The following is a 26066-nucleotide window of genomic DNA, read 5'->3' on the forward strand; positions in this document are numbered from 1 at the left end:
ACTTTCAACTAAATTCCGCGGGCATGGCGGTTATCTCGTGCCAGCGTGCCCAGCCCGCAGGGCGGCTTGAAGCTAGTCGCTCGCCGCTGTTTTACCGCTCCATGCTGCGCGGTAGCGGGTGGCCGGCCAGGCGCAGGGCCAGAGAGGTGATGTGTTTCCAGGGGTCGCCTTTGGCCATGCCTTTGACGCACTGGTCGGCGCGAATGGCACAGGCCTGGGCAATGCGCAGTTGCTGGGGATTCAAGCGCTGGGCCTGGTTCTGCATGGCGCGCACCCGTTGTGGGGGCAGACGCGGTGGCGGCCCGCCGCCGAGCATGCCGTCGAGCAGACGGATGTCGCGGCTCAGGGCCCACAGCAGTACCGGTGGCTCTACGCCTTCGGCCCGCAGAGTCTGGATAATGTGCATGACGCGTTGGCTGTCGCCTTGCGCGGTGGCTTCGGTGAGGTCGAAGGGCGAGTAGCGACTGGAATCGCCCACCGCCTGCTGAACGTCTTCCGGACCGACCTGGCCGTCTTCTACTAGCAAAGCCAGCTTGTCCACTTCCTGGGCGGCGGCGAGCAGGTTGCCTTCGCTGCGTTCGATCAGTAGCGCGAGTGCGTCTTCACTGGCGCGCAAGCCACGGCTGGTGAGGCGTTCCTGTAGCCAGTTGCGTAGGCCGTTGCCTTCCACTGGCCAGACTTCGATCACTGCGCCCATTTCATCCACGGCTTTTACCCAGGCGCTGTTCCAGTCCTTGCGCCGGTCCAGCCGTGAGCAACGGATCAACAGCAGGGTATCGCTACTGCCGCCGGCTTTGAGGCCGGACAGCACGTCGCGCAGGATCTGGCTGCCGTTTTTGTCCGGGCGCTTGTCGTTAAGCACCAGTTCAAGAATACGGCGGCCGCCAAACAGGCTCATGCTTTGGGATTCGTTGAGCAGGGCATTCCAGTCAATGCCGGTGTCACTGGAAAAACGCTGGCGTTCGTCGAAGCCTTGATCGCGGGCGGCCCGCCGCAAATCGTCGAGCAGCTCACCCTGTTGCAGTGGCTCATCACCGGCAACCAGGTAAACGGGCAGCAGCGTCGCGGACAGGTGTTTGCCGAGCTGTTCGGGACGCAAGCGCATCAGTAGGTCTCCCACCCCTTGGAGGCCACGGCGATCTGGTTGATCAGCCGGAAAGTCATATCTTCATATAAATCGTCGCGTACCAACTGCTCTTCGTCGGAGGACGCGATAGCGTTTTCCGGGTACCAGGGCAGGCTGCGCAGCGCCATCATGCGTTTTGGGGTGGTCAGCAGCGCGCCGGTTTTTACATCGCGCAGATGCCAGTAGAGGGTGTAGCGCAATTCGATTTCCGCCTGACGGCCCTGATCGTCCACGGCGGAGGTGCGGCGCATCCACTCCTCGTCGTCGATAATCAGTTCGTAGGGGGATTCGTTGTGCACTAGCACGCCCTGGTTTTCCAGTTCATCTTCCAAGCTGTATTTCAGTTCTGTACTGGCGCCAATTAGGGTCAGGCTTTCCATGGTAGGAACGCCGGTGGTGCCACGCAGTTGCCAGCCGCAGGCTGAGATCAGCAGGCTCAGGAGCAGAATGGTAATGGCGTTAACGGTGACCCTCATGTGCGCGTGCTCTCTTTGTGTTGATAGGGGGCTGGGCGGCGGAGATGGCCGGTTGCCATGTCCGCCCTACGCTCAGTTGGCGACAATATTGACCAGTTTACCCGGCACCACGATCACTTTACGGACGGTGTTGCCCTCGATGAATTTCTGCACATTGGGCTCGTCCATGGCCAGGGCTTGCACTGATTCTTTGTCCGCGTTGGCGGGGACGGTCAGCTTGGCGCGGACTTTGCCGTTCACCTGGACCACCAGCTCGATGCTGTCTTTCACCAGGGCCGTTTCATCCACCGTTGGCCAGGCCGCGTCGATAACGGCACCGTCATGACCGAGCGCCTGCCACAGGCTGTGGGCAGCATGGGGAATGATGGGCGAGAGCAGCAACACTGCGGACTCAAGGGCTTCGTGTTTGACGGCGGCGGCACCTTCGCTCTCACTGGAAAATTTGCTGACCTCGTTTATCAGCTCCATAACAGCCGCAATGGCGGTGTTGAAGGTGCTACGGCGGCCATAGTCGTCGCTGACTTTCTGAATGGTTTCGTGGGTCTTGCGGCGCAGCGCTTTGCCGGCGTCATCCAGGCTGTCCACGCTCAGGAGGCCTGGCTTACCGGTTTCCACATGCTCGGCCACCAAACGCCACAGACGTTTGATAAAGCGGAATGCGCCTTCTACGCCAGCATCATTCCATTCCAGTGATTGTTCCGGTGGTGCGGCAAACATCATAAACAGGCGTACGGTGTCGGCGCCGTATTCCTGGATCATTTGCTGCGGGTCCACGGTGTTGCCCTTGGATTTGGACATCTTGGCGCCGTCTTTGAGCACCATGCCCTGACACAGCAGCTGTTTGAACGGCTCATCACAGTTCACCAGCCCGGTATCGCGGAGCAGCTTGTGGAAGAAGCGCGAGTAGAGCAGGTGGAGAATGGCGTGCTCGATGCCGCCAATGTATTGGTCCACGGGCAGCCAGTAGTTGGTGGCGGCCGGGTCGAGCATGGCGGTGTCGCTCTGCGGTGAGCAGTAGCGCGCGTAATACCAGCTGGACTCCATGAACGTATCAAAGGTGTCAGTTTCGCGCAGAGCGGGCTGGCCATTGAAGGTGGTTTTGGCCCACTCCGGGTCCGCCTTAATGGGGCTGTTGACGCCATCCATTTCCACATCGGTGGGCAGCACTACGGGGAGTTGGTCTTCCGGGGTGGGATGCAGGGTGCCGTCTTCGGTTTCCACCATGGGGATGGGGGAGCCCCAGTAGCGCTGACGGGAGACGCCCCAGTCGCGCAGGCGGTAGTTCACTTTCTTTTCGCCCAGCGAGCGTTGGCTTAGCCAATCGGCGATGGCGTTGAAGGCGTCGGAGGAGGACAGACCATCGAATTCACCGGAATGTACCAGGGTACCTTTTTCAGTGAAGGCTTCTTTTGCCAAGTCGATGGACTTGCCGTCCTCTCCGTTTGAAGAGACGGGCTCGATCACCTGGGTGATGGGCAGGCCGTATTTCTGTGCAAACTCAAAGTCACGCTGGTCGTGAGCGGGTACCGCCATCACCGCGCCGGTGCCGTAGCCCATCAGCACGAAATTGGCGACCCATACCGGCACCGCTTCACCGCTGATCGGGTGGGTGGCGTTCAGCCCGGTGTAAATGCCCTTCTTTTCCATGGTCGCCATGTCTGCTTCGGCGGTCTTGGTGTTCTGGCACTCTTTCACGAAATCTGCGACTTCGTGGTTGGCGGCCGCGGCTTTTTGCGCCAGCGGGTGGCCGGCGGCCACGGCCACATAGCTCACGCCCATGAGCGTGTCCGGGCGAGTGGTGTAAACGCGCAGGGAATCTTCACCTTCAATGGAGAAGTCTAATTCGACCCCTTCAGAGCGGCCGATCCAGTTGCGCTGCATGGTTTTGACCTGCTCCGGCCAGCCGTCCAGCTGGTCCAGATCGTTGAGCAGCTCGTCCGCGTAGTCGGTGATCTTGATAAACCACTGGGGGATCTCTTTCTGTTCCACCAGAGCGCCGGAGCGCCAGCCACGGCCATCAATGACCTGCTCGTTGGCTAGCACGGTCTGGTCTTCCGGGTCCCAGTTCACTGTGGACATTTTCCGGTACACCAGCCCTTTCTCATACAGCTTGGTGAAAAACCATTGTTCCCAGCGATAATATTCCGGCGTACAGGTGGCCAGTTCCCGGTCCCAGTCGTAGCCGAAGCCCAGACGCTGCAGTTGCCCGCGCATGTAGTCGATGTTTTCGAAGGTCCACTTGGCCGGGGCTACCTTATTCTTGATCGCCGCGTTTTCCGCTGGCAGGCCGAACGCATCCCAACCCATGGGCTGCAGGACGTTCTTGCCCAGCATGCGCTGGTAACGGCTGACCACATCGCCGATGCTGTAATTGCGCACGTGGCCCATGTGCAGGCGGCCAGAGGGGTAGGGGAACATGCTCAGGCAATAGAATTTTTCCTTGCCGGCATCCTCGGTGACCTTGAAGCTCTCATTGTCATCCCAGTATTGCTGGGCTTGGGCTTCGATCTGATCGGGGCGATACTGTGCGTCCATCGGCTCTCTTTTCTTGATCATAAAAACAAACGGGAACAGGGCGACCTTGGGGAACATCCCGGTCGTGAAGGGGACATAGGATACATGAGCTTAGCCCGGATTTCTCAATGCGCGGGTGTCCATATGCGCAATCTCAGCGATAAATTCCCTGGGCGGGGGCACCTGCCGGATGTGGATATGGTGGGGGTTCGCCCATGGTGCTGACGTATCTGATGCTGCTGGTACTGGTGGGTGCGAGCCTGCCGGCGGTGGTGCGTAGTTTCCTGCCGCCGTTGCCACGCCGTAATTCCGGCATCACTCCACAGGCAGTGGTGGTGCTGGGGGCTGGCCGGCGCCAGCGCAATGGCCGCTTTTCCCTGACCACGCGTGGGCTGCGGCGTTTGAAGCTGGCGGCAGAGCTGGCCAATGAGCACGGCTTGCCGTTGCTGGTCAGTGGCGGTATCAGCCAGACCCCCATGCATGGCAACGAGCCTACCGAGGCGGACCTGATGGCCGAGCAGGCCCTGCGGCGCTGGCCCGGGCTGAATGTAATCAAGGAATCCCGCAGCCGCACCACTTGGGAAAATGCCTGCTATAGCAGTGAATTGTTGGGCGAGCGCGGTATGGATGAGGTGATTCTGGTCAGTGATCGGTCGCATCTGCCGCGGGCGCTGCTGTGTTTTCAAAGTCAGGGTGTGCTGGCTCAGGCTGCCTGGAGCAAACGGTTGCCTGCACAGGCCTGGCTGCCATCGGCGGGGGCGTTGTCCATGGTGCCGGAGATTTGGTACGAGTGGTTGGCGTTGGTGTGGTATCACGTTCGGTATTTGTGAGGGGTAGATGCCTGACGCCTGACGTTCAAGACAGAACCGGAAATACTGGCAACTTTTGAACGCGCTCAACAATGTTGGTTTTTTTGTGGGAAGAGATGCTTGCATCGTGAATAACCGCCCGTTTGTGGCACTTTTGCGATGCAAACATCGCTGCCCACAGTAGAAAAGAGGTTTGCCGGAGGTGCTCTTGAACTTTGATTCCGGCGTCAGGCATCAAGCATCCGGCGTCGTGCGTACCCTCCCCAGTGCTTCCACCGCCTGATACTGGCTGAGAAAAACCTGACCGGTAAGTCCGTTCAGCAGGTCGGTTTTTTTCAGGCGGTCCATCACCGGGCCTTTCACTTCGGATAAATGCAGGCTCACCCCGGCATCCTTCAAGCGTTGATTCAGGCTTTCCAGGCTTTCTACGGCACTGGCGTCCAGGTGGTTGATGGCCGAGCACATTAGCACCACGTGTTCCACGCCCGGGCGGGCCATGGTGCGGTCGTAAAGCAGGTCTTCCAGGGGCCGGGCGTTGCCGAAGTACAGGGATTCATCCACCCGAATGGACAAGACCCGTTCACTGACAATGGCGTCGTGACGATCAATGTTGCGAAAATGCTGGGTGCCGGGTACCAGCCCCACCTCCGCCACATGGGGCTGGCTGGTGCGCCACAGGAAAAGGGCCACGGACAGGCCCACGCCGATCAACAGACCGCTTTGCACATTAATCAGCAGCACCCCAAGCAAGGTGGCGAGCATGGCGATGCTGTCCGGGCGACTGTATTGCCACAGGTGGCGAATTTCTCCCAGCTCGATCAACGGAATAATGCCGACCACGATGATCGCGGCCAGGGTAGCCAAGGGCAGCGCGTGAAATAGCCCGGTGAAAAACAGGGCGACCAAGGCAATGCCGATACCGGTCAGTAAGCTGGTCATCGGGGTGCGGGCTCCGGCGTCGAAGCTCACGGTGGTGCGGGAAAAACTGCCGGTGACCGCGAAGGAGCCGGACAGGCCACTGGCCAGGTTGGCCAGCCCCAGGCCCATCAGCTCCCGGTTGGGGGAAATGCGTTCACGACGGCGTGCAGCCAGTGCCTGGGCCAGGGAGATGGACTCCACAAAGCCGATCAACGCGAGCAACAGCGCAGGAGTGATGAGAGTTTTCCAGTGGGCCCAATCCATTTGCGGGGCGGCCAGGTGAGGCAGTCCGCTGGGGATGTCGCCGACAATGGCGAGCCCGCGTTGGTCCAGCTGGAAGAAGAACGCGAGCAGAGTGGTGACCAGTACGGCCACGATGGGACCGGACTTGCCCAGAAAGGCGCTAAGCCAGACGGGCAGGGGGCTGCGCTTAAGCGGGCCGGCCAGTTGTTTGGGTACCAGCAGGCAGACGATGGCGATGGCGCTGATGGCCACGGTGAGCCAGTGGCTGTGGCTGAGCTGGGGGAGCAGGCTGCGGCCTAGTTGCAGCACGTTTTCGCCGCCGGCCTCGATGGCCAGCAGATGTTTGAGCTGGCTGCCGGCGATCAAGATGGCGCAACCGCTGACAAAGCCGATGATGACCGGGTGGCTGAGCAGGTTGGTCAGCCAGCCGAGTCGCAGCACGGCCATAGCTACCAGGAAAACCCCGGAGAGCAGGCCCATGCCGATGGCGGCCTGGATGAACAATTGTGGGTCGCCCTGGGCCAGCGCGCCGGCGGCGGACGCAGTGATCAGTGAGGTCAGTGCGGCAGGCCCAACGGACAGGCTGCTGCTGGTGCCGAACAGGCCGTACAGGATCAGCGGCAGCATGCTGGCGTAAAGCCCGGTTTCCGGGGGCATGCCAGCGAGCAGGGCGTAGGCCAGCCCCTGGGGTACCAGCAAAATGGTGACGATGACAGCGGCCAGACCGTCTCCGGCCGCGTCGGCGCGGGTGTAGCGAGCCAGCCAGTCGCTGGCGGGCAGCCAGCGCAGCAGGCGAAAGGCTCGCGGCATACTACTGGCTCCGGCGCTGGTCGAGCCGATCCGCCAGGGCGCTCAGGTCGTACCCGGCCAGTTCGGCGGTGGCGATAATGCTGCCGTTGTCCTGCTCGGTGGCCTGGGTCAGCGCCCACAGGGTGGTGCTGCGCGTGCCGGTGCGACAGAAGGCCAGTACCGGGGTGTCGGCCAGGGAGACGATGGCGTCGAAGCCGTCGATATCAGTTTCGGCAATGTTGGTGCCCACGACCGGTTGGTGGGCGTAGGCGAGGCCGGCGGCTTCGGCGGCGACAGCCATTTCATTGCTGCTGGGCTGGTCGGCCGCTTCGCCGTCCGGGCGGTTGTTGAGCACCATCTTGAAGCCGGCGGCGGCAACGGCGGGCATGTCTTCCGGCAGCAGTTGCGCAGTCACGGACAGGTCGTCATTGAGTTTGTTGAAATCGGTCATGGTCAGCCTTTCCTGAGAAATGGTGGTCGATGACGCGCTAGCTTACGCATTTGTGGCTCCGTCCTCATCCGTTGTCTGTTCGGCGCCGAGCTGATTGAGCGGAATTTTCAGGTATTGGACGCCATTGTCTTCCGCCGCTGGCAGGTGGCCAGCGCGCATGTTGACCTGTACCGAGGGTAGAATCAGGCGGGGCATGTCCAGGGTAGCGTCGCGGCGTTCGCGCATGCTGACAAAGTCGTCCTCGTGGCTGCCCTCGTGGACATGGATATTGTGTTCGCGTTGTTCGCCGACGGTGGTTTCCCAGATGAATTCCTGACGCCCCTCTGGCAGGTAATCGTGGCAGAGAAACATGCGTGTCTGATCGGGAAGCGCTAACAATTTTTTAATTGAGCGATACAGGGTACGGGCATCGCCACCGGGAAAGTCGCAACGGGCGGTGCCATAGTCAGGCATGAACAGGGTGTCGCCGACGAAAACCGCATCACCAATCACGTGGCTCATGCAGGCCGGTGTGTGGCCGGGTGTGTGGATGGGGCGGGCGTCGATGCTGCCTACCTTGTAGTGCTCGCCGTCTTTAAACAGGTGGTCGAACTGGCGGCCATCACGGGCGAAATCTGTCCCGGCATTAAATACCTCGCCGAAGGTCTCCTGAACCGTGCAGATATGCTCGCCAATAGCCAATCGGCCACCCACCTGTTGCTGGATCCACGGTGCTGCAGAGAGGTGGTCCGCATGAACATGGGTTTCCAACAACCAGTCCACCGTCAGGTTGTTCTGCTGTATGTGGTTAACGATCCGTTGTGCGCTGGAATAGGCGGTGCGCCCGGCGTTGGGATTGTAATCCAGTACCGAGTCGATGATGGCGCAATGATGGGTCGCCGGGTCGGTGACCACATAACTGACCGTGTTGGTGTCCTGATCAAAAAAAGCGGTGACGACGGGACGTGGCATTGCGACCTCCTATAACGTGTTCTCAGGAACCCGTTATAGGAGGTGCAGCACCGAATGTCAAACTTGACATAAGCTTATATCAAAAAGAAATATAATGGTTTTTACTTGCTTCTCAACATGAAGCCCAAGCCGATGAGCAGCACTGACAGCAACAGCCAGGGCCACACGCCGGTGGTCATGAACGGAGTGATGCCAGTGCGTGGGCGGTATTCGCTGTAGAGCACGTCGCGGGTGAATTGAGGCAGGGCATCGATGACCTGGCCGTGGTGATCAATCACCGCGGTGACGCCGTTGTTGGTGCCGCGCAGCAGCCAGCGCCCGGTTTCGGCGGCGCGCATGCGGGCCATCTGGAAATGTTGCAGCGGTCCGGCGGAGGTGCCAAACCAGGCATCATTACTGATGGTCAGCAGCACATCGGCATCGTGACTGCGGGCGGCCACTTGTTCCGGGTAAAGAATTTCATAGCAGATGAAGGGGGCCACGGTGTGGCCCAGGGCGGTCAAGTTCGGTTGCGTGGGGCTGCCGGGGGTAAAGCCGGACATGGGCAAATCAAAGAAAGGAATCAACCCGCGGATCAGCGATTGCATGGGGACGTATTCGCCGAACGGCACCAGTTTCTGTTTGTGGTAGACGCGCGGGTTGCCGTCGCCGGCATCAAGCGGGATCGAGGCAATACTGTTGTGGTAGGTGACACCGCTATCGCTGACCGTGCGCCAAGGCACGCCGGTGATGAACCCGCCGTGCCGCTCCGCAAGCTGCTGCCCCTCCTGCTCAACGAACCCGGATACGTTTTGGTAGAAATCGGTGAGCGCGGATTCCGGCCAGATCACCAGAGTGTCGGCGGGAATGCCCTGAGTCAGTTTCTGGTAGATCTGCTGGGTCCGCTCGCGCATGGACAGCTGCCATTTGATGTCCTGGGGAATGTTGCCCTGCACCAGCGCGACTTTCTGGGCCGGGCCGCTGGGGGCGGTGAACGACAGAGTGTGAGACACGGCGGTGAGGATCAGCAGGGTGCAAGAAACCGCCAGGCTGGTGTACCAGCTCCGCCGGTGACCGGTTGCCGAGCGAATGACGCTGGCGCTGATTAGTACGGCGGTGAGTGTGAGCAGCCATACCCCGCCGATGGGGGCCAGCGGAGCAAAGGGCGTATCAATCAGGGCATAGCCTGCATACAGCCAGGGGAAGCCGGTGAGGAAAACGCCGCGCACCCAGTCCAGCAACAGCCAGCTACCGGCAAACGCTAGTGCCGAACGCCCCAGCCGCCAGCTGGCATAAAAAGTAAGCCCGTAAAACAGGGCCAGTAAGGCCGCGAAGATACCGGTGAACGGGATGGCCATCCACAGCGGCATGAAGCCGTAGTCGTGCATGGAAACATGCACCCAGGAAATGCCGAAAGCGAACATACCGAGTCCGTACAGCCAGCCGCGCAACAGGGCTTCGCGGGCAGAACCGGCTCGCTGCTGGCACCAGTAGCCGGCGCCGATGCTGACAAACAGCAGTGGCCAGAGATTATAGGGGGCAAAGGCAAGGGGAAAAAGCAGGCCGGCGATCAGGGCCAGCAGACGATCTCGCATGGATATCCTCGTTGAGCTTTTGTTTTGTGCTTTGCACTGGCGAGCAGACCGTCTGACGGTTTGGGCTAGAGTCGGTGCAATAATACGAATAAAGTATCAGGCTGAATGCTGTGACGGTTTCAGGTTGCGGGCCGGATACAGGATGAGTTGAAAGTTTAAAGTTGAAAGTTACAAAGCGCGAATGGAGTTGTAGCCATGCGAAAGCACCTTGCCCGCGTTTTTCAATTTTAAACTTTGAACCTTCAATTTTTCACTAAAATCTGGGGGCATCATAGTGAAACACCCATGCAAGTACCATCCGGGAACCCAGGCGCTGTGGTATTGCGCCCATGATGGTCTGCATTTGTGTCAGCAATGTGTGGATGGCGATGAGGCCCTCCGTATGGAGGCCCGTTGCTTGCTGTGCAATAACGATCTGGCGCCGGTGGGGCAGGATCAGGTCGGGCCATTGTGGCAACGGTTGGACAGTTATCTGCGCCTGCCTTTTGCGTTGTCGTTGCTACCGTTGCTGGCGATTTGGGCGGTGCTGGCGGCGCTGTTGCCGCCACTGTGGATGATGGCGCCGGTGGCGCTGATCGCCGGGTTGCCCACCTTTGCCTTTTGCGCCGCGCTAATGGCGCGGCGTGCCGGCCCCCGCAAAAGCCGTAAGGCTGCCTTGCCCGGCTGGGATTGCCTGGGCGAGAGCGCGGCCTGGCAAAGCGCGCTGTGGCAGGCGTTACCGGCAGTCCTCATCGTTGCTCTGGCTGGGTTCCTGATGGTGGCGATATCGGTGCCCGCCGGCTTGATGGTGTTGGTAGCCGGCATGCTGTTGGTACCGGCCCTGTGGTTAGCGGTGTTGGTACGAGGCGCAGCGCCGGGCGCCTATGTGGCGGCGGCAACGTATATTGTCTCCGCGCCCCGTGATTATGGCGTGGCGGCTGGGTTCGCGTCGCTGGGTGGTGTGCTGGTCGTGGCGTTGCTTGCCGTGGCCATGGATGTGTTGCCGTTGCCCCTGGTGCAGGGGCTGGCCGGGTTGCTGGCAGGCTGGTGGTGGCTGGTGCTGGCGGGCCTGTGTGGGGATGTCGCCGCCCGTCATGGTCGGTTGTGGGGCCTGAATCAGGGAGGTCGGCGTGTCACCCAGCCGTTGGCCGAGCGCCGCCAACGCACGCAGTTGTGTGCGGGCCGGTTCGACAAGGTGCTGCTGACCACTGCGAAAGTCATCAAGACCAAGAAGGCTACGGTGGGGGACTGGCATCATCACGATCGGTTGCTGGCGGTGCTGGTGAAGGACGAAGAGCGGGCTGCCCTGGTGGAGCCCTATCTGGACGTGCTGATCCGCGCAGACGCCTGGAGTGATTCGCTGGCGCTGGTTGCCCGGCAACGAAAACGTGACCCGCAATGGTTGCCCGGCGCCCCGGTGTTACGGCTGGCGTTGGCAGAAGGCATTTACGAACGCGAGCCCAAGCTGGCGGTGAGCTTGCTGAAGGATCTGCACGACAAACACCCGGATTTTGTGGATCTGGGTGAGGCTTACCTTTTGTTGGCGAAAGTGCTGGCCGAACAGTTTGGGTTGGCCGGCAAAGCCGAGCAATACCTGCGCTTTGTGGAAAGCCATTGCCGCGATGCCCGGTTGCGCCAGAAAGTGTCGGAGTGCCGGCTGGCTTGGGGGTAAGGGGTTAGCGTCGAGCGTCAGGCATGGGGCCGGGCGTTAATCACGCCAGCGCCTTTGCCCGGTGCGCCAGACCTTCCTGAATCAAGGTGTCACGCAGTTGAGCGATGGCGCCTGCCTTTAGCGCGTGATCATCAAGTCTTCGTGCCAGCTTTTCTGCCTGCTGTAACTGCCCCGCCCGCGTCAATGTGTGTAAGAGCGGCCAGCCGGTGGCGGCGGGCAGCGCAGTGCCGCCGCGTTGTTGGTACTGCTGCCAGCATTGCGCCACCTGGATGGCTTGGCCTTTGTCTGTTGCCGGGTGGGTGAACAGTTGCTGGGCGGTGGTGATCCAGGCGGCATGATCGTTCAGTAACTGTTGCGCGGTGAATTGGCCGGTGAGCGCGTCGAAGTGATCTGGCTCGCTGGCAAGGACTTGCCCGAAGGCGGCGCTGGCGGCGTCGCCGTTCAGTTGCCCCAGTGCGTCCCAGCCCCGGGTCAGCGAAGACAGTTGCTGTGGGTTCGGGGCGTGGCTGTTGTGCTGCTGTGTATCTGCGGGTTGCGGGCGCATGATCTGAACCAGCAGCAGCCCGCCGATAAAGGCGCAGAGGCCGGCGCTGAGGTTGGCGAGCAGCGGATCGCTGAACAGGGCAAGAGCAGCGAGGACCGCCACGGGCAGGGGCAGCAAGGTATAGGGTGACACCGGTAGGTGCCGCCAGTGTTTGTGTTTGGGGTGCCAGAAGGGCAGCGATAGTGTCTCGCGTTGCAAGCCAAAGAAAGCGCCGAACCAGACCAGCATTGGCGCCGTGGCGCCGTGGAACGGAATCTGTCCCGGGCTTGCCAAGAATAGATAGCCAAAGCCACTGAGCAGGCAGCCAAGTATCCACAGCGCCAATACGCGGCCATGGCCCAGGCGGCGTTCCAGAGTGGGGGCCAGCGGTAAGAGCACAAGCAAGGTCGCCAAGGTCAGCCAGAGCGAACCGCCGGTAAAGGGGGCGGTAAAGAAACGGGCCGGTCGCGGTGAGGCATCCGGTAGGCCCCAGCGATACAGGTTGCTGGTCGCTACCTGTGCGGGTATTTGCTCGCGCAGGCGGTTCCACTGTTCGATCTCGGCTGAGGACCAGAAATCATGGGCGCGGTGTTTGCTGTCTGCGACAAAATCCTCGGCGAACAGGGCCGCGCCGTAGACGTGAGGGTTCAAGTCAGCATGTTGTTCCAGGCGTTGTGACTGGGCGCTTTGATTGTTGAAGCGAAGCCAGGAGAGGTAGTTGTCCCACTCCAGGGTTTTCAGGCCGCTGCTTTGGTACCAGTTCAGCACCGGTTGGGAGGGCGTGGCGCTATTGAGTAACTGGCTGGCGAGCAGGGCAATGGCCAGGCAGGCCATTACCCAGGGCGCAGTGCGCCAAGCCGCCGGGGTGGGATCAGTCGTTCTCGGCTCCGTGATCGGTGTGGTCATTGTCGTTATCCCCCGGCGGTGTCACTCGTAACAGTCTTATGGTGCGGCCGTCGGCGCTGAGCACGGTAACGCGGAAGCCTTCCAAGGTGATGCTTTCATCACGGCCCGGCAGGCGCCCGAATTTCTGCATCACCAGCCCCCCGATGGTGTCGAACTCTTCATCACTGAGCTGGCAGTGGAAGTGTTCGTTGAAGTCGTCGATGGGCGTTAGCGCTTTGACGGTGTATTCGTTGTTATCCAGATCCTTGATCAGGTAGTCGTCTTCTTCGATGTCGTGTTCGTCTTCGATTTCGCCAACGATCTGCTCTAATACATCTTCAATGGTGACTAGCCCTGCCACGCCGCCGTATTCGTTGACCACGATGGCCATGTGGTTACGGCTGATACGAAATTCGCGCAGCAAGGAATCCAGACGTTTTGATTCCGGCACTACCATAGCGGAACGGATGTGATCTTTAATCGCAAAACGCTCCATACGGGCGGGATCAAGGATTAACGGTAGTAGATCCTTGGCGAGCAGGATGCCGATGACTTCGTCCGGGTCGTCGCCCAGTACCGGGAAGCGAGAGTGGGCGCACTCGATAATGGTGGGCAAAAAATCCCGAGGGTCCGAGCTGGCCTTGATGCTGACCATTTGCGAACGGGGAATCATGATTTCACGCACCTGCATGTCTGCTACGCAGATGGCGCCTTCGATGATGCCCAGGGTGTCGCCGTCGATGATGTGGGTGTCGCGCATGGAGCGCATCAGATCCAGTAGTTCGCTCCGGTCTCCCGGAGTGGGTGAGAAAAACTGGCCGACACGCTCCAACCAACTTCGGCTGGTACCGTTATCCGAAAAATCGTCCGACATCAGGGATTAAACTCCATGTTTTCAGCTGGCGCCTGGCCATCGTCGTGGCCAGCGCTGTAAGGATCAGGAAAACCCAGCTCGCCAAGGGCGCGGATCTCCAGGGTTTCCATGACGAGCGCATCGTCATCATCAATATGGTCATAGCCTAGCAGGTGCAGAACACCGTGGGTGACCATGTGTGCCCAGTGGGCATCGAGCGGTTTGTGTTGTTCATCGGCTTCGCGGTGGACTACTGCGTCGCAGATGACAATATCGCCCACCAGCGGTTCTACGGCGTCTTCCGGTAGCCCTTCAGGCATTTCAAACGGAAAGGACAGCACATTGGTGGGCGCGTCTTTGTCACGGTAGTCACGATTGAGCGTGCGGATTTCGTCCTCCGCTACGATGCGCAGGGTGATATCGCCTACCACGCCGCCGGCGGCGATGGCTGCATGGCGCACCCATTCGCACAGGCGGGCTTCGTCGGGGGCGTCCGGGGCATCGCTGGCCCACTGGATATCAACGGTTGGTGTCGGTATCCCGTTCATGACGGTCGTAGGCCTCTACAATGCGTTGAACCAGCGGGTGGCGAACCACATCGCGGCTATCGAACCGGGTCACCCCGATGCCGTTGACCCCATCCAGCACTTCCAGCGTGTTGACCAGGCCAGAGCGTTGATGGCGGGGCAAATCCACTTGGGTCACATCGCCGGTAATCACTGCGCGGGTGCCGAAGCCGATCCGGGTGAGGAACATCTTCATTTGTTCCGGGGTGGTGTTCTGGGCTTCATCCAGAATCACGAAACTGTTGTTCAGGGTGCGCCCGCGCATGTAGGCCAGTGGCGCCACCTCAATGACCATTCTGTCCATCAGCTTGGCCACTTTTTCAAAACCGATCATTTCATAGAGCGCATCGTAAAGCGGGCGCAAATAGGGATCGATTTTTTCCGCCAGATCACCGGGAAGAAAGCCCAGTTTTTCGCCGGCTTCCACTGCTGGGCGGACCAGCAAAATGCGCTGAATTTCGGCTTTTTCCAGTGCATCCACGGCGCAGGCTACGGCCAGCCAGGTTTTGCCGGTGCCCGCCGGCCCCACACCGAAATTGATGTCGTGTTTGCGAATCTGTTTAACGTACTCGCGCTGGTGCTCGCCACGGGGCTTGATCCGTACCCGTTTGGTTCGGATCAGCAGGTCGTCGCTGGGAAACGGTACGGTGTTGTCTGCGCTGGTGTTGCTGGCATGGTCCGCCACGTTGGATTGTTGCAGATGCAGGTGCACCATTTCCGGTGTCAGCTCGGTACCGTCGCGGGTCTGTTCATAGAGTTCGCTGAGAATCGCCCCGGCCGCATCCACTGCGTCGGCGTCCCCGGCCAGATGAAACTGGTTGCCGCGGTTCAGAATTTCCACGTGCAGGCGCTGCGCGATCTGCTTGACGTGTTCATCCAGGCGGCCACAGAGGTTGGCCAGTCGACGGGAATCGTTGGGTTCGAGGCTGATGTGCTGTGAAACGAGAGGTGTGTCCAAGATGGGAAAGGTGGCCCTTCGGGCTGTTTAGAGAATGTATTCAGAATACCCGGAAGCGTTGTTCCGGGAAAGCGAATTTGCAGGGGCAGCGTAGCCGCCGACACCCGCGGCTGCAAGGAGCAGAGAGCGAATGTCGGACAGTGTGTGGTTTGGTTGCTGAAAAAGCCCGCAGGACGCGCTGGTTACACTTTGTCACGTGATAATAGCGACTTGTTTGCATCCATCCTCCGCGGGCCTGCGTATTACTAGTAGGGCCGGCATCGTGCCCTCCGCTGACTGGTCAGTGGCTCAATTGGGTTGTTATCAATGGATGGTAAGGAGCAACAGGATGAATATTGGCGCACATCGCACGATGGGGTTCACTGCTCTGGCGGCGGCAATTAGCCTCGCCGGCTGTGGGGGTAACAACAGTAGTAACAATAGCGTAACGCCGCCGGAGGTTCGCACGGACTCGATTCTGGTGATGCTCAACGGCTCAACCAATAAGGGGTTAATCAACCGGCTTGATTCAGATCTGAACGTGGACGCGAGCTTTTCATCGGGTGGCAATGAAGGGATGGCGCAGGATCTGCTGGGTAACCTGTATGTGGCTGATGACACCAGTACCCCCAGCACCTTTCAGACCATTCATCGCGTGATTCAGCGGGACGATGGTGACCTGACCGATCCGGCCCTGGACCGGGATATCGATGCGCCGGGTTCTGCCACCTTGAAAGGGATTGCCGTGGCCCATCAGGCAGGCTTGCTGTTCGCCGCCAATGTGGGCGGCAACACCATTGAGGTGTACGGCACCGCAGCGGGTGATACAGCCGCGCCGCCGCTGGCCTCTACCGCGCTGCCGGACAATTGCTGGGATCTGGTCTATAACGAAACCCTGGATACGTTGTTCCTGGCCATGACCAACGGCACCGTTCTGGTGGTAGACGATTACGTGGCGGGCGGTTTCGATGCCACTGCAGCACGGACTATTACCCCTGGTGATGGCTCCAGCATTTCCAATATCCACGGTATTGCCTACCGCGCTGCCACCGACACCCTGGTGGTAACGGATGTGGGCGATGCGGCGGTGGCCGATGACGGCAAGATCTATGTGATCAGTAACGCCAGCTCGGCTTCTGGCATGGTGACGCCGGATCGCACGATCGCTGGGCCTGCGACGATGCTAGGCAATCCGGTAGACCTGATCCTGGATGGCGACAAGGCGTATATTGCCGAGAAATCCAACGATGCGATTCTGGTCTACAACAACATCTTTTCCGGTGCGTCCGGTGATGTGGCGCCCAGCAAGACGGTAGCCGCAGTGAAACCGGAGTCGCTGGTGCAAATCAAGACGCCGTCACTGGGTGACGACGTCTCCGATATTGACGACAGTAGTGTCACGATCAACGGCGTACTGGTGTCCAGTAATGCGCCGCTGGCGGGCGACCCTGACGTGGTGATTCTGGATACTGATCTGACCACCGTGCAACGGGATTTCACTGTGGGTGAATCGCTGGAAAGTGTCAGCGTGAATCAACTGGGGGATGTCTATCTCACCGCTGACGATGGCGCGAATACGGATGGCCGCATTGTGGTGGTTAACCGGTTGGGGACCGAGCGTGATGGCGATATGTTTTCGCTGAGCCGCGATCGCATTGTGTCCGGTGCGGCGACGACGTTGGTCAGCCCGAAAGGCTTTGATGTGGCGGACGAGGCAGGCCTGTTGCTGGTGACGGATAACGCCGACCCGGCGGTGAAAGTCTTTGGTGCCCAGTCCGGTGGCAATGCCCCTCCGTTGTTTTCAACAACCCTGACCGTGGCGCCCTGGGATCTGGCTTACGACCCGGATCAGGATCGTCTCTATGTGGCGCTGACAGATGGCACGGTGGCGGTATTTGACGACTACGTAGCCAATGAAGGCGCGGACGATGCGGACCGTATTATCACCCCGGCTATCGGCGGTAGTGCCATTACGGCACCGACTAACCTGCACGGTATCGTCTATGTGGCCGACAGCAATGCGCTGATTGTCTCTGACGTGGGCAGTGGGGCGAACCCTACCGATGGCAAGTTATACGTGATCGAAAATGCCGATCGGGCAGAGGGCAACACAAACGTGTCGGTGAACATTGATAACGGCGACGGCACTACCGTTGGCAATACCCAGCTGGGTAACCCGGTGGATATCGCGTTCGATGGCAGCAGCCTGTACGTGGCGGAAAAATCCCAGGATCAGGTGTTGCGCTTCGATAACATCCTGTCCAGCCCGGGCGGGGATGTGACGCCGGATGCCAGCTATGCGCAGACCAAGCCGGAATCAGTGGTGTTGCTGCCGGATTATCTGGCGCCCAGTGAGGAGGATGGTCTTGTCACGGGCGGAACCGCGCCTTGAAGCAACGACCTGTTAGGTAATGGGGGTGCCGGGTCAGGCAGGTGTGACCCGGGGCCCCAGATTGCCGTCACAGGTGACGGTCTGTAGCTGGCGCGGATGCACAAACAGGGTATCTCCCGGCTGTGCATCCAGCGCTTGCCAGGCGTCCCGACTCAGCTCCACTTCCATCACCTCCGCTGGCCAGCCCAGCGCTTCCAGTTCCAGTGTTACCGTGCCGCCAAACACGCTTCGTGCGCCCAGTTTGACGGGCAGGTTGGCGCTGTCGCTGGGGGCTTTTTTCAGGTCGGCTTCGTGGGGACGCAGATACAGCGTTAGCTCCCCATCCGGGCAGGCGCCTTCGGTGGTCAGCCGCAGGTGCGCGTCACCGGCTTGCCAGCTTTGCCCGTCGTAATGCCCTTTCAATGCATTGATATGGCCCAGAAAGTCGAACACGAACCGGCTGGCTGGTTGCTCGTAGACGGTAAGGGGCGAGGCCACCTGTTCGATTTTTCCCTGGCTCATAACCACTACTTGGTCTGACACTTCCATGGCCTCTTCCTGATCGTGGGTCACGAACAGGCTGGTGACCGAAATCTGCTCATGCAGATGGCGCAGCCAGCGGCGCAGTTCCTTGCGCACTTTTGCATCCAGGGCACCAAAGGGCTCATCCAGCAGTAGCACATCCGGTTTCAGGGCCAGTGCCCGGGCCAGCGCCACGCGCTGCTTTTGCCCGCCGGACAGTTGCGCCGGGTAGCGGCCAGACAGGTGACCGAGCTGAACCAGATCCAATAGTTCGTTTACCCGTTGGCGAATGTCACCACGGGAGGGGCGTTGCTTGCGCGGCAGCATGCGCAGGCCAAAAGCCACGTTATCGGCGACGGTCAGGTGGCGGAACAGGGCGTACTGCTGGAATACAAACCCCACCTTACGTTTGCGCACGTCCAGGTTGGTGACATCTTGCCCATGGAACCACACCTTGCCGTGGTCCGCTTTTTCCAGCCCGGCGATGATGCGTAACAGCGTGGTCTTGCCGGAACCAGACGGGCCGAGAAGGCCCACCAGCTGGCCTTCCTGAACATCCAGATTGATGTCGTCCAGCGCGGTAAAGTCACCAAAACGCTTTTGAATCTGTTCGACACGAATGCTCATGGGGTGTCCTGTTCGGTTTTCTGTTCAGTGGCATTGTCCGGGTTGTGCTGTGTGGCCCATTCCAGCACGGTTTTCAGCAGCAGGGTAACCAGTGCCATGGCGGCCAGCAGACCGGCCGCCGTAAAGGCGCCCACGGTGTTGTAATCCTGATTCCACATCTGCACCAGCAAAGGCAGGGTCAGGGTCTGCCCGCGAATCAGGCCGGAGACCACGCTCACCGCACCGAATTCGCCCACGGCACGGGCGTTGGTGAGAACCACCCCATACAGCAGTGCCCAGCGAATTTTCGGCAGCGTCACATACCAGAAGGCCTGCCAGCCGGAGGCGCCAAGAATGATGGCGGCTTCTTCTTCGTGCTGGCCCTGGGATTCCATCAACGGAATCAGCACCCGCGCCACATAGGGGCAGGTAACAAAGACTGTGACCATGACCATGCCGGGCAGGGCGAACATGAGTTGTACGCCCATGCCGCTGAACCAGTTACCCACCACGCTCTGGGCCCCGTACACCACCAGATAACACAGCCCGGCCACCACCGGGCTCATGGCGAAGGGGATGTCGATCAGGGTGCTGAGCAGCTTTCGACCGCGGAATTCGTAGCGGGTGACGCACCAGGCCAGCAGAATGCCGAACAGCAGGTTCACCGGCACGGTAATCAGTGCCACGACCAGAGTCAGCTTGATAGCACCGAGCATGTCCGGGTTGGTCAGGTTCTGCTGCACCATGGCCCAGCCCTGGCTGAAGGCTTCGGTGAAAATCAGTACCAGTGGCATTACCAGCAAGATGGCCACAGCCGTAAAGGCGGTCAGAATCAGTAGCCATTGGTGCCAGTGGCGGGGACGTTCATGCATGGTCAGTGCCCCTTCCAGCGACGGGTCAAACGGGACTGCACCAGCTGGATGCCAAACAGCAGCACCAGTGAAGCGATCAGGATCACCGAGGCCAGCGCGCTGGCGGCGCCGTAGTCGAATTCATCCAGACGGATGTTGACCAGCAGCGACAGGATTTCGGTTTCGAAGGGCATGTTGCCGGCGATGAAAATCACCGCACCGTATTCCCCCAGGCTGCGCGTAAAGGCCAGGGCGGTACCGGTGAGTAGCGCCGGCATCAGCTGCGCCAGAATCACCCGGGTAAAGGTGGCCATGGGCGTGGCGCCCAGCGTGGCGGCGGCTTCTTCCACGTCGGGCGTCAGATCTTCCAGCACTGGCTGCACCGCCCGCACCACGAAGGGCAGGCTGGTGAAACTCATGGCGATCATGATGCCCAGCGGCGTGTAGGCCACGCTTATCCCCACGGCTTCAAACCATTGCCCCAACCAGCCGTTGGCGGCAAACAGGGCCGACAGCGTCAGCCCGGCCACGGCGGTGGGCAGGGCGAAGGGAAGGTCCACCAGTGCATCCATCAGCCGCCGGCCGGGGAAACGGTAGCGGGTGATTACCCAGGCCAGCAGCAAGCCGACCACGGCGTTGATAGCGCTGGCGCCGGCGGCGGCCAGCAGGGTCACGCGGAAGCTGGCCAGCGAGCGCGGGTCGGTAATCACCCCCCAGTACTGGCCCCAGCTCATCTGTGAAACATGGATGGCGAGCCCGGACAGGGGCACCAGAATCACCAGACAGATAAACAACACGCTCAGCGCGAAGCTGAGCGTGAAGCCGGGTAAAACGGAATGTTGGGTTCGCAGTAGCGGCACTGTCTATTGGCGCGGCTTAGCGCAGGCTCCGGGCCTTGGCTTGCAAGCGGTCCAGCTCGCCACCAGACGCAAAATGGGTCTTCTGGGCACCTGCCCAAGAGCCGAAGTAGTCGGCCACTTCCAGCAGTTTTACCGGCGGGAACTGGTCGCCGGTTTCTTCCACTACCGTCTCGTTGTGTACCCGGTAGTTGAAGCCGGCCAGCAGGCGCTGGATGTCTTCACTGTAGAGGAAGTTCAGGTATTCGGTGGCGACTTTGCGGGTGCCTTTCTGGTCCACCACCTTGTCCACCACGGTGACAGGGAACTCGGCCAGCACGGAAGTTTTCGGCACTACCACGTCGTAGTCGTCGTTGCCGTACTGTTTGCGGATGTTGTTCACTTCGGACTCGAAGCTGATCAGCACGTCGCCAATTTCGCGCTCGGCAAAGGTGACGGTGGCAGCGCGCCCACCGGAATCGAATACCGCCACGTTGGCGAGAAAGTGGGCCATGTAATCGCGCACCTTTTCTTTATCCCCGTCCAAGCGATCGCTGGTTGCCATCCAGGCGGCCAGGTAGGTGTAGCGGCCGTTGCCGGAGGTTTTCGGGTTGGGGAATACCACGCTGACATCTTTCTTTGCCAGGTCGGCCCAGCTCTGGATGTTTTTTGGGTTGCCCTTGCGCACCAGAAAAGCGGTGGTGGAATAGTAGGGGCTTGAGTTGTTGGGCAGGCGGGTGTTCCAGTCCGCCGGGATCAGGTTGCCCTTGTCGTGCAGCACATTTACGTCGGTAACCTGATTAAAGGTCACCACGTCGGCTTTCAGGCCCTGCAGGATGGCACGCGCTTGTTTGGAGGAGCCGGAGTGGGACTGCTGGATGGAGACTTCTTCGCCGCTCATTTCCTGCCAGTGGGCCTGGAATTTCGGATTCACGGCGGCAAACAGCTCACGGGCGATATCGTAGGAGCTGTTCAGCAGGGTTTGCTGGGCACTGGCGGTGCCGGCAATGGCCAGCAGCAGGGCGGAAATCCACACACGCATGGTTTGTCCTCACAAATGGATCGGCGTTGGTCAACACGAACGAGGTTCAAGTCTATATAACCAGACGCTAATTAAAAGCGGCTCACCTGGAACGAATTGCTATAACGATATGAGCCGGCAAGCCCAGGCGTTTAGCCCGGGTTGCGCGGATCGGTGCCCAGCAGGGAGTTGCTGTAAGCCTGTGCGATGGTCACATCCACGAATTGACCGATCAGGTCGGTGTCATCGCACTGGAAGTTCACCACCCGATTGTTCTCGGTGCGGCCTTTGAGCTGGCCCGGGTCTTTTTTGGAGAAGCCGTCCACCAGAATGCGCTGGGTGCTGCCCACCATTTTGCGGGAGATGTCCTGAGCATTTTGGCTGATGCGCTGCTGAAGAATCGCCAGCCGCTGTTTTTTCACGTCCATCTCCACGTCATCGGGCAGGTCCGCCGCCGGGGTGCCGGGGCGGGCGCTGTAGATAAAGCTGAAGGACATGTCGAAGCCGATGTCGTGGATCAGATTCATGGTGTCTTCGAAGTCCCGGTCGGTTTCGCCGGGGAAGCCAATGATGAAATCCGAGCTGAAGGAAATGTCCGGGCGGATGCGCTTGAGCTTGCGCAGCTTGCTCTTGTATTCGAGCACCATGTGGTTGCGCTTCATCATCGCCAGAATGCGGTCAGAACCGGATTGCACCGGCAGGTGCAGGTGGCTGACCAGCTCCGGTACGTCTTCGTAGACCTGGATCAGCGCGTCGGAGAACTCCACAGGGTGGCTGGTGGTGTAGCGAATGCGGTCGATACCGTCAATGTCACGGATCAGGCGGATCAGGTCGGCCAGATCCAGCGTGTCGCCATCGGCGCCCACGCCTTGATAGGCATTCACGTTCTGCCCCAGCAGGTTGACCTCGCGCACGCCCAGGTCAGCCAGGTGCTGGATTTCCTTGAGCACCGGCTGTACCGGGCGGCTCACTTCCTCACCGCGGGTGTAAGGCACGACGCAGAATGTGCAGTACTTGGAGCAGCCTTCCATGATGGATACAAAGGCGGAAGGGCCGTCCACGCTGGGTTCCGGAAGATTGTCGAACTTTTCGATTTCCGGGAAAGTCACATCAATGGCCAGCTCGCGGGTGCTGGCGGCCTGAGTGATCAGGCCCGGCAGGCGGTGCAGGGTCTGGGGGCCGAAGACCACATCCACGTAGGGCGCGCGGTCGCGGATGGCGTCGCCTTCCTGGCTGGCTACACAGCCGCCTACGCCGATGATCATATCGGGCTTGGCGTCTTTCAGCTTTTTCCAGCGGCCCAATTGATGGAAGACTTTTTCCTGGGCTTTTTCCCGGATAGAGCAGGTGTTGAGAAGCAGTACATCCGCTTCTTCCGGGTTGTCGGTGGTTTCCAAGCCGTGGCTGGATTCGAGCAGATCCACCATGCGGGTAGAATCGTACTCGTTCATCTGGCAGCCGTGGGTCTGGATAAACAGCTTACGTGACATGCTTGCCTAACCGTTGAATAGCGTCAAAATGGGCGCGGATTATACCGCTGACCGACGCAAACTGCGAACCGGAGAATTCATGCGAAAACTGCTGTATGTGCTGCCGTTACTGGCAGCGTTGGTGCTGGCCGGCTGTGGCAAGCAGGAAAGTGACTTGCCGGTGAACACCCGGCTGGGGGGCGATTTCACCCTGACCGATCAGAATGGCGCGCCTTTTCAGGCGGAAAAGCTGAAAGGAAAGGTGTCGATTCTGTTCTTCGGCTACACCCATTGCCCGGATATTTGCCCGGCGGTGTTGGCCCAGGTGGCGCAGGTTTACCGGCATCTGGACGAGGAAGGGGTAGCCGATCAGGTGCAACCGGTGTTCATTACCTTTGACCCTGAACGGGACACCGTCGCTCACCTGAAGGAATATCTGCCCTGGTTCAAGGCCGATATTATCGGCCTGACGGGCAGCCTTGAGCAGATTCGTGAAGTGGCCAAGCAGTACGGGGTGGTCTTTATCAAGGATGAGGACGCTGAGGAACAGGGCTACCTGTTTACCCATAGTGACTACATTTACCTGATGGATGATCAGGCACGGGTGCGCAAGCTGTACCCGGCGGATTTCAAGATTGAGGAGGTAGTAACGGATGTTGAATCGCTTTTGTAAGCTTGTTGGGCAGGGCGTGGTGCTGACCCTCGCCATGTCCGCGGGTGTCGCCAGCGCGGATGTGCGTATTAGTGATGGATGGCTGCGGGCCGTACCCCCGGTATCGCCCACCATGGCCGGGTACCTGACGGTGACCAATGAGGGTGACACCAGTGTCACAATTACCGGCGTCCGTAGTGAAATCGCCGGCAATGCTATGCTGCACAGCATGAAAACCTTGGAGGATGGCACACGCAAGATGGGGCATCTGCATCACATCATGCTGTCGCCGGGTGAGTCTTTTTCCCTGATGCCGGGGGGAAATCATCTGATGCTGATGAATCTGCAGCGGGTGCCGCAGCCCGGGGAATCGGTCACTGTCTGTTTGACGCAGGCTGAAGAGGCGGCGGTTTGTACCGACTTGCCCGTTTTGCGTGAAGCGCCCGCTGACGCTTGATTCCCAATCACAATTACGGATAATGCCACCCTTTCGTCTTAGTTTAATATTAATGAAAAAGACGAAGTTTATTTGGGGGGGGCTATGAGAAAGGCATTATCCGTCGTGCTTGGTGCGTCGCTGGGTATCAGCCCGTTGTGGGCGGGCGCTGCTGAGAGCGATGTGGAGCAGACGCTGCGTGATTATCAGCAGCGGCTCGAGGCACTGGAACAGCAGCAACTCGACAGTGAGCTGAAAGAGCCGGATAAACTGCGTATTAATGGTTTCCTGTCTGCCGGCATGAGCCGGGCGGAAGCCGATACCTCCCTTGGGGAAAACGGTACCTATATCGATGGCTCCGGTGATACTTGGAGCCATGATTCCCTCACCCGCGCCGGGGTGCAATTCAATGCTCGCCTGACCGATAAAGCGGAAGCGGTAGTGCAGCTTTTCGCTTCCGGTGCCGACGACTTCAATGCGGAAGTGCAGTGGGCCTACCTGGACTATGACGTGACTGACAGCGTCAGCGTCAAAGCGGGCCGGATTGTCGCGCCGTTCTACCTGCATTCCCAGTATGTGGATGTGGGCTATGCCTACCCCTGGGTGTCGCTGCCTTCCGAGGTATATCAGCTGGCGCCGATTAAAACCATGGAAGCGGTGGAAGCGAGCTGGGCGTTTAATACCGGCTCGGTGAGTCACCGTTTGGGTGGCTTCTGGGGCTCCAGCACCGTGGATGGCGGCTCGCGGGTTGGTAATGCCCAGTACCAGGCGGATGACCTGAGCGGCATTAATCTGACCAGCCGCTGGCGCGACTGGACGGTGCGGGGGGCGTATAGCGCGGCGGCAGTTTCCGTGGGCCAGGATGATTTGAGTGCGTTGGGACTTCCTGCCAGTTTGTCTTTCGACGAGGTGTACACCTACTTTGCGGGGCTGGGCCTGCAATATGATGATGGCAGCTGGTTCATGTCTGCGGAAGTGGCGCGCTTGGACTTCGGTAACTGGTATCCCAGCAGCCAGAGCGCCTATGTGAGTTTGGGCAAGTACATGGGCAAATGGATGCCGCTCCTGACTTGGGCGGAAGTGGATCCCCGTGATCTGGATTCCGGACCGATCAATGATAGCCTGGCCGAGCAGCAGAAAAGCTGGACGGCAGGGTTGCGTTACTCGCTCACCGATTCCATCGCCCTGAAAGGGGAGTTCAGCTACTACTACGACTTCTCCGATGATGAGGTCAGCACCACCGGGTTCTTTGTCACCGAGCCTGGTGCTGAGATAGAAAATGATCACGCTACCATTGTGCGTCTTAGCGCCGATCTGGTCTTTTAAAGGAGAATGAAGATGAAGAAATGGATATTTTCATTGCTCCTGACCCTGTCTGCCACATTGCACGCGGAGCCGGTTGTGGTGGTTTCAGCCAGCAGTGACGTGACGATGCTGACCCAAGACGAAGTGCGTCAGTTGTTTAATGGCTTGACTCGCCGTGCTTCCGGAGTTGCCTTGAAACCTTTGGACTTACCGACCAAAAGCTCAGAGCGCACGGGCTTCTATCAGCAGGTGATGGGGAAAAGCGCGGAGCAGATGAAAAGCTATTGGGCCAGAATGATTTTCACCGGCCGCGGCATGCCGCCCCGGGAAGTCTCCAGTGATCGGGAAATGGTCATGCTGGTCGGTAGTAACCGAAACTTTATCGGTTACGTGGATGAAACAAAGGTCACCCCACAATTAAAAGTGGTGTATCGCCCCTGAATGTGTTTTTTGACCCGCCTCTCCGGCGGGTTTTTTTGGCTTTGTTGCGGGCTGATGATATCGGCGAAGGCCGATTTCCGCCGTTACAGCAAAAGGAAAAAAGCAGCGGGGCGCGGATAAACGTCGCTTCCTACAGAAGAATGGTGTCGGATTACGGCTACGCCTAATCCGACCTTGTGTCTCTCCGGCGGAAGGATTTGCTACCCTTTCGCCACTGCTGGCGGGCAACCCGTATCCGACCTGAGGCCCTGAGCCTGTGACGTAGATAGGTCTCGCCAGTATTTCTCTTA

General features: G+C 59.7%; 23 protein-coding genes. 7 read left to right on the forward strand and 16 right to left on the reverse strand.

Annotated features, from left to right (window positions below; genetic code table 11):
- Nucleotides 1-91: 91 nt before the first annotated feature.
- The 3 genes from holA to leuS form a co-directional block, all read right to left on the reverse strand.
- Nucleotides 92-1105, reverse strand: coding sequence for a DNA polymerase III subunit delta (holA, locus tag ABNH18_RS13775; RefSeq protein ID WP_349383386.1), 1014 nt, complete (start codon nt 1103-1105; stop codon nt 92-94).
- Nucleotides 1105-1602, reverse strand: coding sequence for an LPS-assembly lipoprotein LptE (locus ABNH18_RS13780; protein WP_349383387.1), 498 nt, complete (start codon nt 1600-1602; stop codon nt 1105-1107). Before ABNH18_RS13780 ends, holA begins: the two co-directional genes overlap by 1 nt.
- A 72-nt stretch (nt 1603-1674) precedes the next feature.
- Complete coding sequence (gene leuS, locus ABNH18_RS13785) at nt 1675-4137, reverse strand: leucine--tRNA ligase (RefSeq protein WP_349383388.1); 2463 nt, start codon at nt 4135-4137, stop codon at nt 1675-1677.
- Between the two features lie 194 nt (nt 4138-4331).
- Between leuS and ABNH18_RS13790 the strand changes: the two genes are divergently transcribed.
- Nucleotides 4332-4946, forward strand: a complete 615-nt coding sequence (locus ABNH18_RS13790) for a YdcF family protein (protein ID WP_349383389.1) — start codon at nt 4332-4334, stop codon at nt 4944-4946.
- 213 nt (nt 4947-5159) lie between these two features.
- Here ABNH18_RS13790 and ABNH18_RS13795 read toward each other — a convergent pair whose 3' ends face one another.
- The 4 genes from ABNH18_RS13795 to lnt form a co-directional block, all read right to left on the reverse strand.
- Nucleotides 5160-6896 carry a SulP family inorganic anion transporter gene (locus ABNH18_RS13795; RefSeq protein ID WP_349383390.1) on the reverse strand — a complete coding sequence of 579 codons (1737 nt, stop codon included), beginning with the start codon at nt 6894-6896 and terminating at the stop codon, nt 5160-5162.
- Between the two features lies 1 nt (nt 6897).
- Nucleotides 6898-7326 (reverse strand): protein tyrosine phosphatase family protein, encoded by a 429-nt coding sequence (locus tag ABNH18_RS13800; protein ID WP_349383391.1) that lies wholly within the window; start codon nt 7324-7326, stop codon nt 6898-6900.
- 42 nt (nt 7327-7368) lie between these two features.
- Nucleotides 7369-8277: an MBL fold metallo-hydrolase gene (locus tag ABNH18_RS13805; protein WP_349383392.1), complete on the reverse strand. Its 909-nt coding sequence runs from the start codon at nt 8275-8277 to the stop codon at nt 7369-7371.
- Between the two features lie 101 nt (nt 8278-8378).
- Nucleotides 8379-9851: an apolipoprotein N-acyltransferase gene (lnt, locus tag ABNH18_RS13810; RefSeq protein ID WP_349383393.1), complete on the reverse strand. Its 1473-nt coding sequence runs from the start codon at nt 9849-9851 to the stop codon at nt 8379-8381.
- Nucleotides 9852-10125: 274 nt separating this feature from the next.
- On the opposite strand from lnt, the gene ABNH18_RS13815 reads away from it, so the two are divergent.
- Nucleotides 10126-11502, forward strand: a complete 1377-nt coding sequence (locus ABNH18_RS13815) for a B-box zinc finger protein (RefSeq protein ID WP_349383394.1) — start codon at nt 10126-10128, stop codon at nt 11500-11502.
- 40 nt (nt 11503-11542) lie between these two features.
- On the opposite strand, the gene ABNH18_RS13820 is transcribed toward ABNH18_RS13815, so the two are convergent.
- Genes ABNH18_RS13820 through ABNH18_RS13835 form a run of 4 tightly spaced genes read right to left on the reverse strand, consistent with a single transcriptional unit; the run spans nt 11543 to nt 15287 of the window.
- Entirely contained in the window at nt 11543-12931 is a 1389-nt protein-coding gene (locus ABNH18_RS13820; RefSeq protein ID WP_349383395.1) for a rhomboid family intramembrane serine protease, read from the reverse strand.
- Nucleotides 12897-13784, reverse strand: a complete 888-nt coding sequence (locus ABNH18_RS13825; RefSeq protein ID WP_349383396.1) for a CorC family transporter — start codon at nt 13782-13784, stop codon at nt 12897-12899. Before ABNH18_RS13825 ends, ABNH18_RS13820 begins: the two co-directional genes overlap by 35 nt.
- Nucleotides 13784-14311: an rRNA maturation RNase YbeY gene (gene ybeY / locus ABNH18_RS13830; protein ID WP_349383397.1), complete on the reverse strand. Its 528-nt coding sequence runs from the start codon at nt 14309-14311 to the stop codon at nt 13784-13786. Before ybeY ends, ABNH18_RS13825 begins: the two co-directional genes overlap by 1 nt.
- Complete coding sequence (locus ABNH18_RS13835) at nt 14283-15287, reverse strand: PhoH family protein (RefSeq protein WP_349383398.1); 1005 nt, start codon at nt 15285-15287, stop codon at nt 14283-14285. Before ABNH18_RS13835 ends, ybeY begins: the two co-directional genes overlap by 29 nt.
- A 328-nt stretch (nt 15288-15615) precedes the next feature.
- Between ABNH18_RS13835 and ABNH18_RS13840 the strand changes: the two genes are divergently transcribed.
- On the forward strand, nt 15616-17658 hold the full coding sequence (locus tag ABNH18_RS13840) for an NHL repeat-containing protein (RefSeq protein WP_349383399.1): 2043 nt from the start codon (nt 15616-15618) through the stop codon (nt 17656-17658).
- 33 nt (nt 17659-17691) lie between these two features.
- On the opposite strand, the gene ABNH18_RS13845 is transcribed toward ABNH18_RS13840, so the two are convergent.
- The 5 genes from ABNH18_RS13845 to miaB form a co-directional block, all read right to left on the reverse strand.
- A complete protein-coding gene (locus ABNH18_RS13845; RefSeq protein ID WP_349383400.1) occupies nt 17692-18786 on the reverse strand; it encodes a sulfate/molybdate ABC transporter ATP-binding protein in 1095 nt (364 codons plus the stop codon).
- Nucleotides 18783-19637, reverse strand: coding sequence for a sulfate ABC transporter permease subunit CysW (gene cysW / locus ABNH18_RS13850; protein ID WP_349383401.1), 855 nt, complete (start codon nt 19635-19637; stop codon nt 18783-18785). The genes ABNH18_RS13845 and cysW overlap by 4 nt, the downstream gene beginning before the upstream one ends.
- A gap of 2 nt (nt 19638-19639) precedes the next feature.
- Nucleotides 19640-20467 carry a sulfate ABC transporter permease subunit CysT gene (gene cysT / locus ABNH18_RS13855; protein ID WP_349383408.1) on the reverse strand — a complete coding sequence of 276 codons (828 nt, stop codon included), beginning with the start codon at nt 20465-20467 and terminating at the stop codon, nt 19640-19642.
- A gap of 25 nt (nt 20468-20492) precedes the next feature.
- Nucleotides 20493-21494, reverse strand: coding sequence for a thiosulfate ABC transporter substrate-binding protein CysP (gene cysP, locus ABNH18_RS13860; RefSeq protein WP_349383402.1), 1002 nt, complete (start codon nt 21492-21494; stop codon nt 20493-20495).
- A gap of 131 nt (nt 21495-21625) precedes the next feature.
- A complete protein-coding gene (miaB, locus tag ABNH18_RS13865; protein ID WP_349383403.1) occupies nt 21626-22963 on the reverse strand; it encodes a tRNA (N6-isopentenyl adenosine(37)-C2)-methylthiotransferase MiaB in 1338 nt (445 codons plus the stop codon).
- 79 nt (nt 22964-23042) lie between these two features.
- Between miaB and ABNH18_RS13870 the strand changes: the two genes are divergently transcribed.
- The 4 genes from ABNH18_RS13870 (at nt 23043) to ABNH18_RS13885 (ending at nt 25776) form a co-directional block, all read left to right on the forward strand.
- A complete protein-coding gene (locus ABNH18_RS13870) occupies nt 23043-23615 on the forward strand; it encodes an SCO family protein (RefSeq protein WP_349383404.1) in 573 nt (190 codons plus the stop codon).
- Complete coding sequence (locus tag ABNH18_RS13875; protein ID WP_349383405.1) at nt 23596-24051, forward strand: copper chaperone PCu(A)C; 456 nt, start codon at nt 23596-23598, stop codon at nt 24049-24051. Before ABNH18_RS13870 ends, ABNH18_RS13875 begins: the two co-directional genes overlap by 20 nt.
- Nucleotides 24052-24135: 84 nt before the next feature.
- A complete protein-coding gene (locus ABNH18_RS13880) occupies nt 24136-25356 on the forward strand; it encodes a diguanylate cyclase (protein ID WP_349383406.1) in 1221 nt (406 codons plus the stop codon).
- 12 nt (nt 25357-25368) lie between these two features.
- A complete protein-coding gene (locus ABNH18_RS13885) occupies nt 25369-25776 on the forward strand; it encodes a hypothetical protein (protein ID WP_349383407.1) in 408 nt (135 codons plus the stop codon).
- Nucleotides 25777-26066: the final 290 nt, after the last annotated feature.

The organism is Alcanivorax sp., from assembly GCF_040118815.1.
In the GTDB taxonomy this organism is placed as follows: Bacteria; Pseudomonadota; Gammaproteobacteria; order Pseudomonadales; family Alcanivoracaceae; genus Alcanivorax.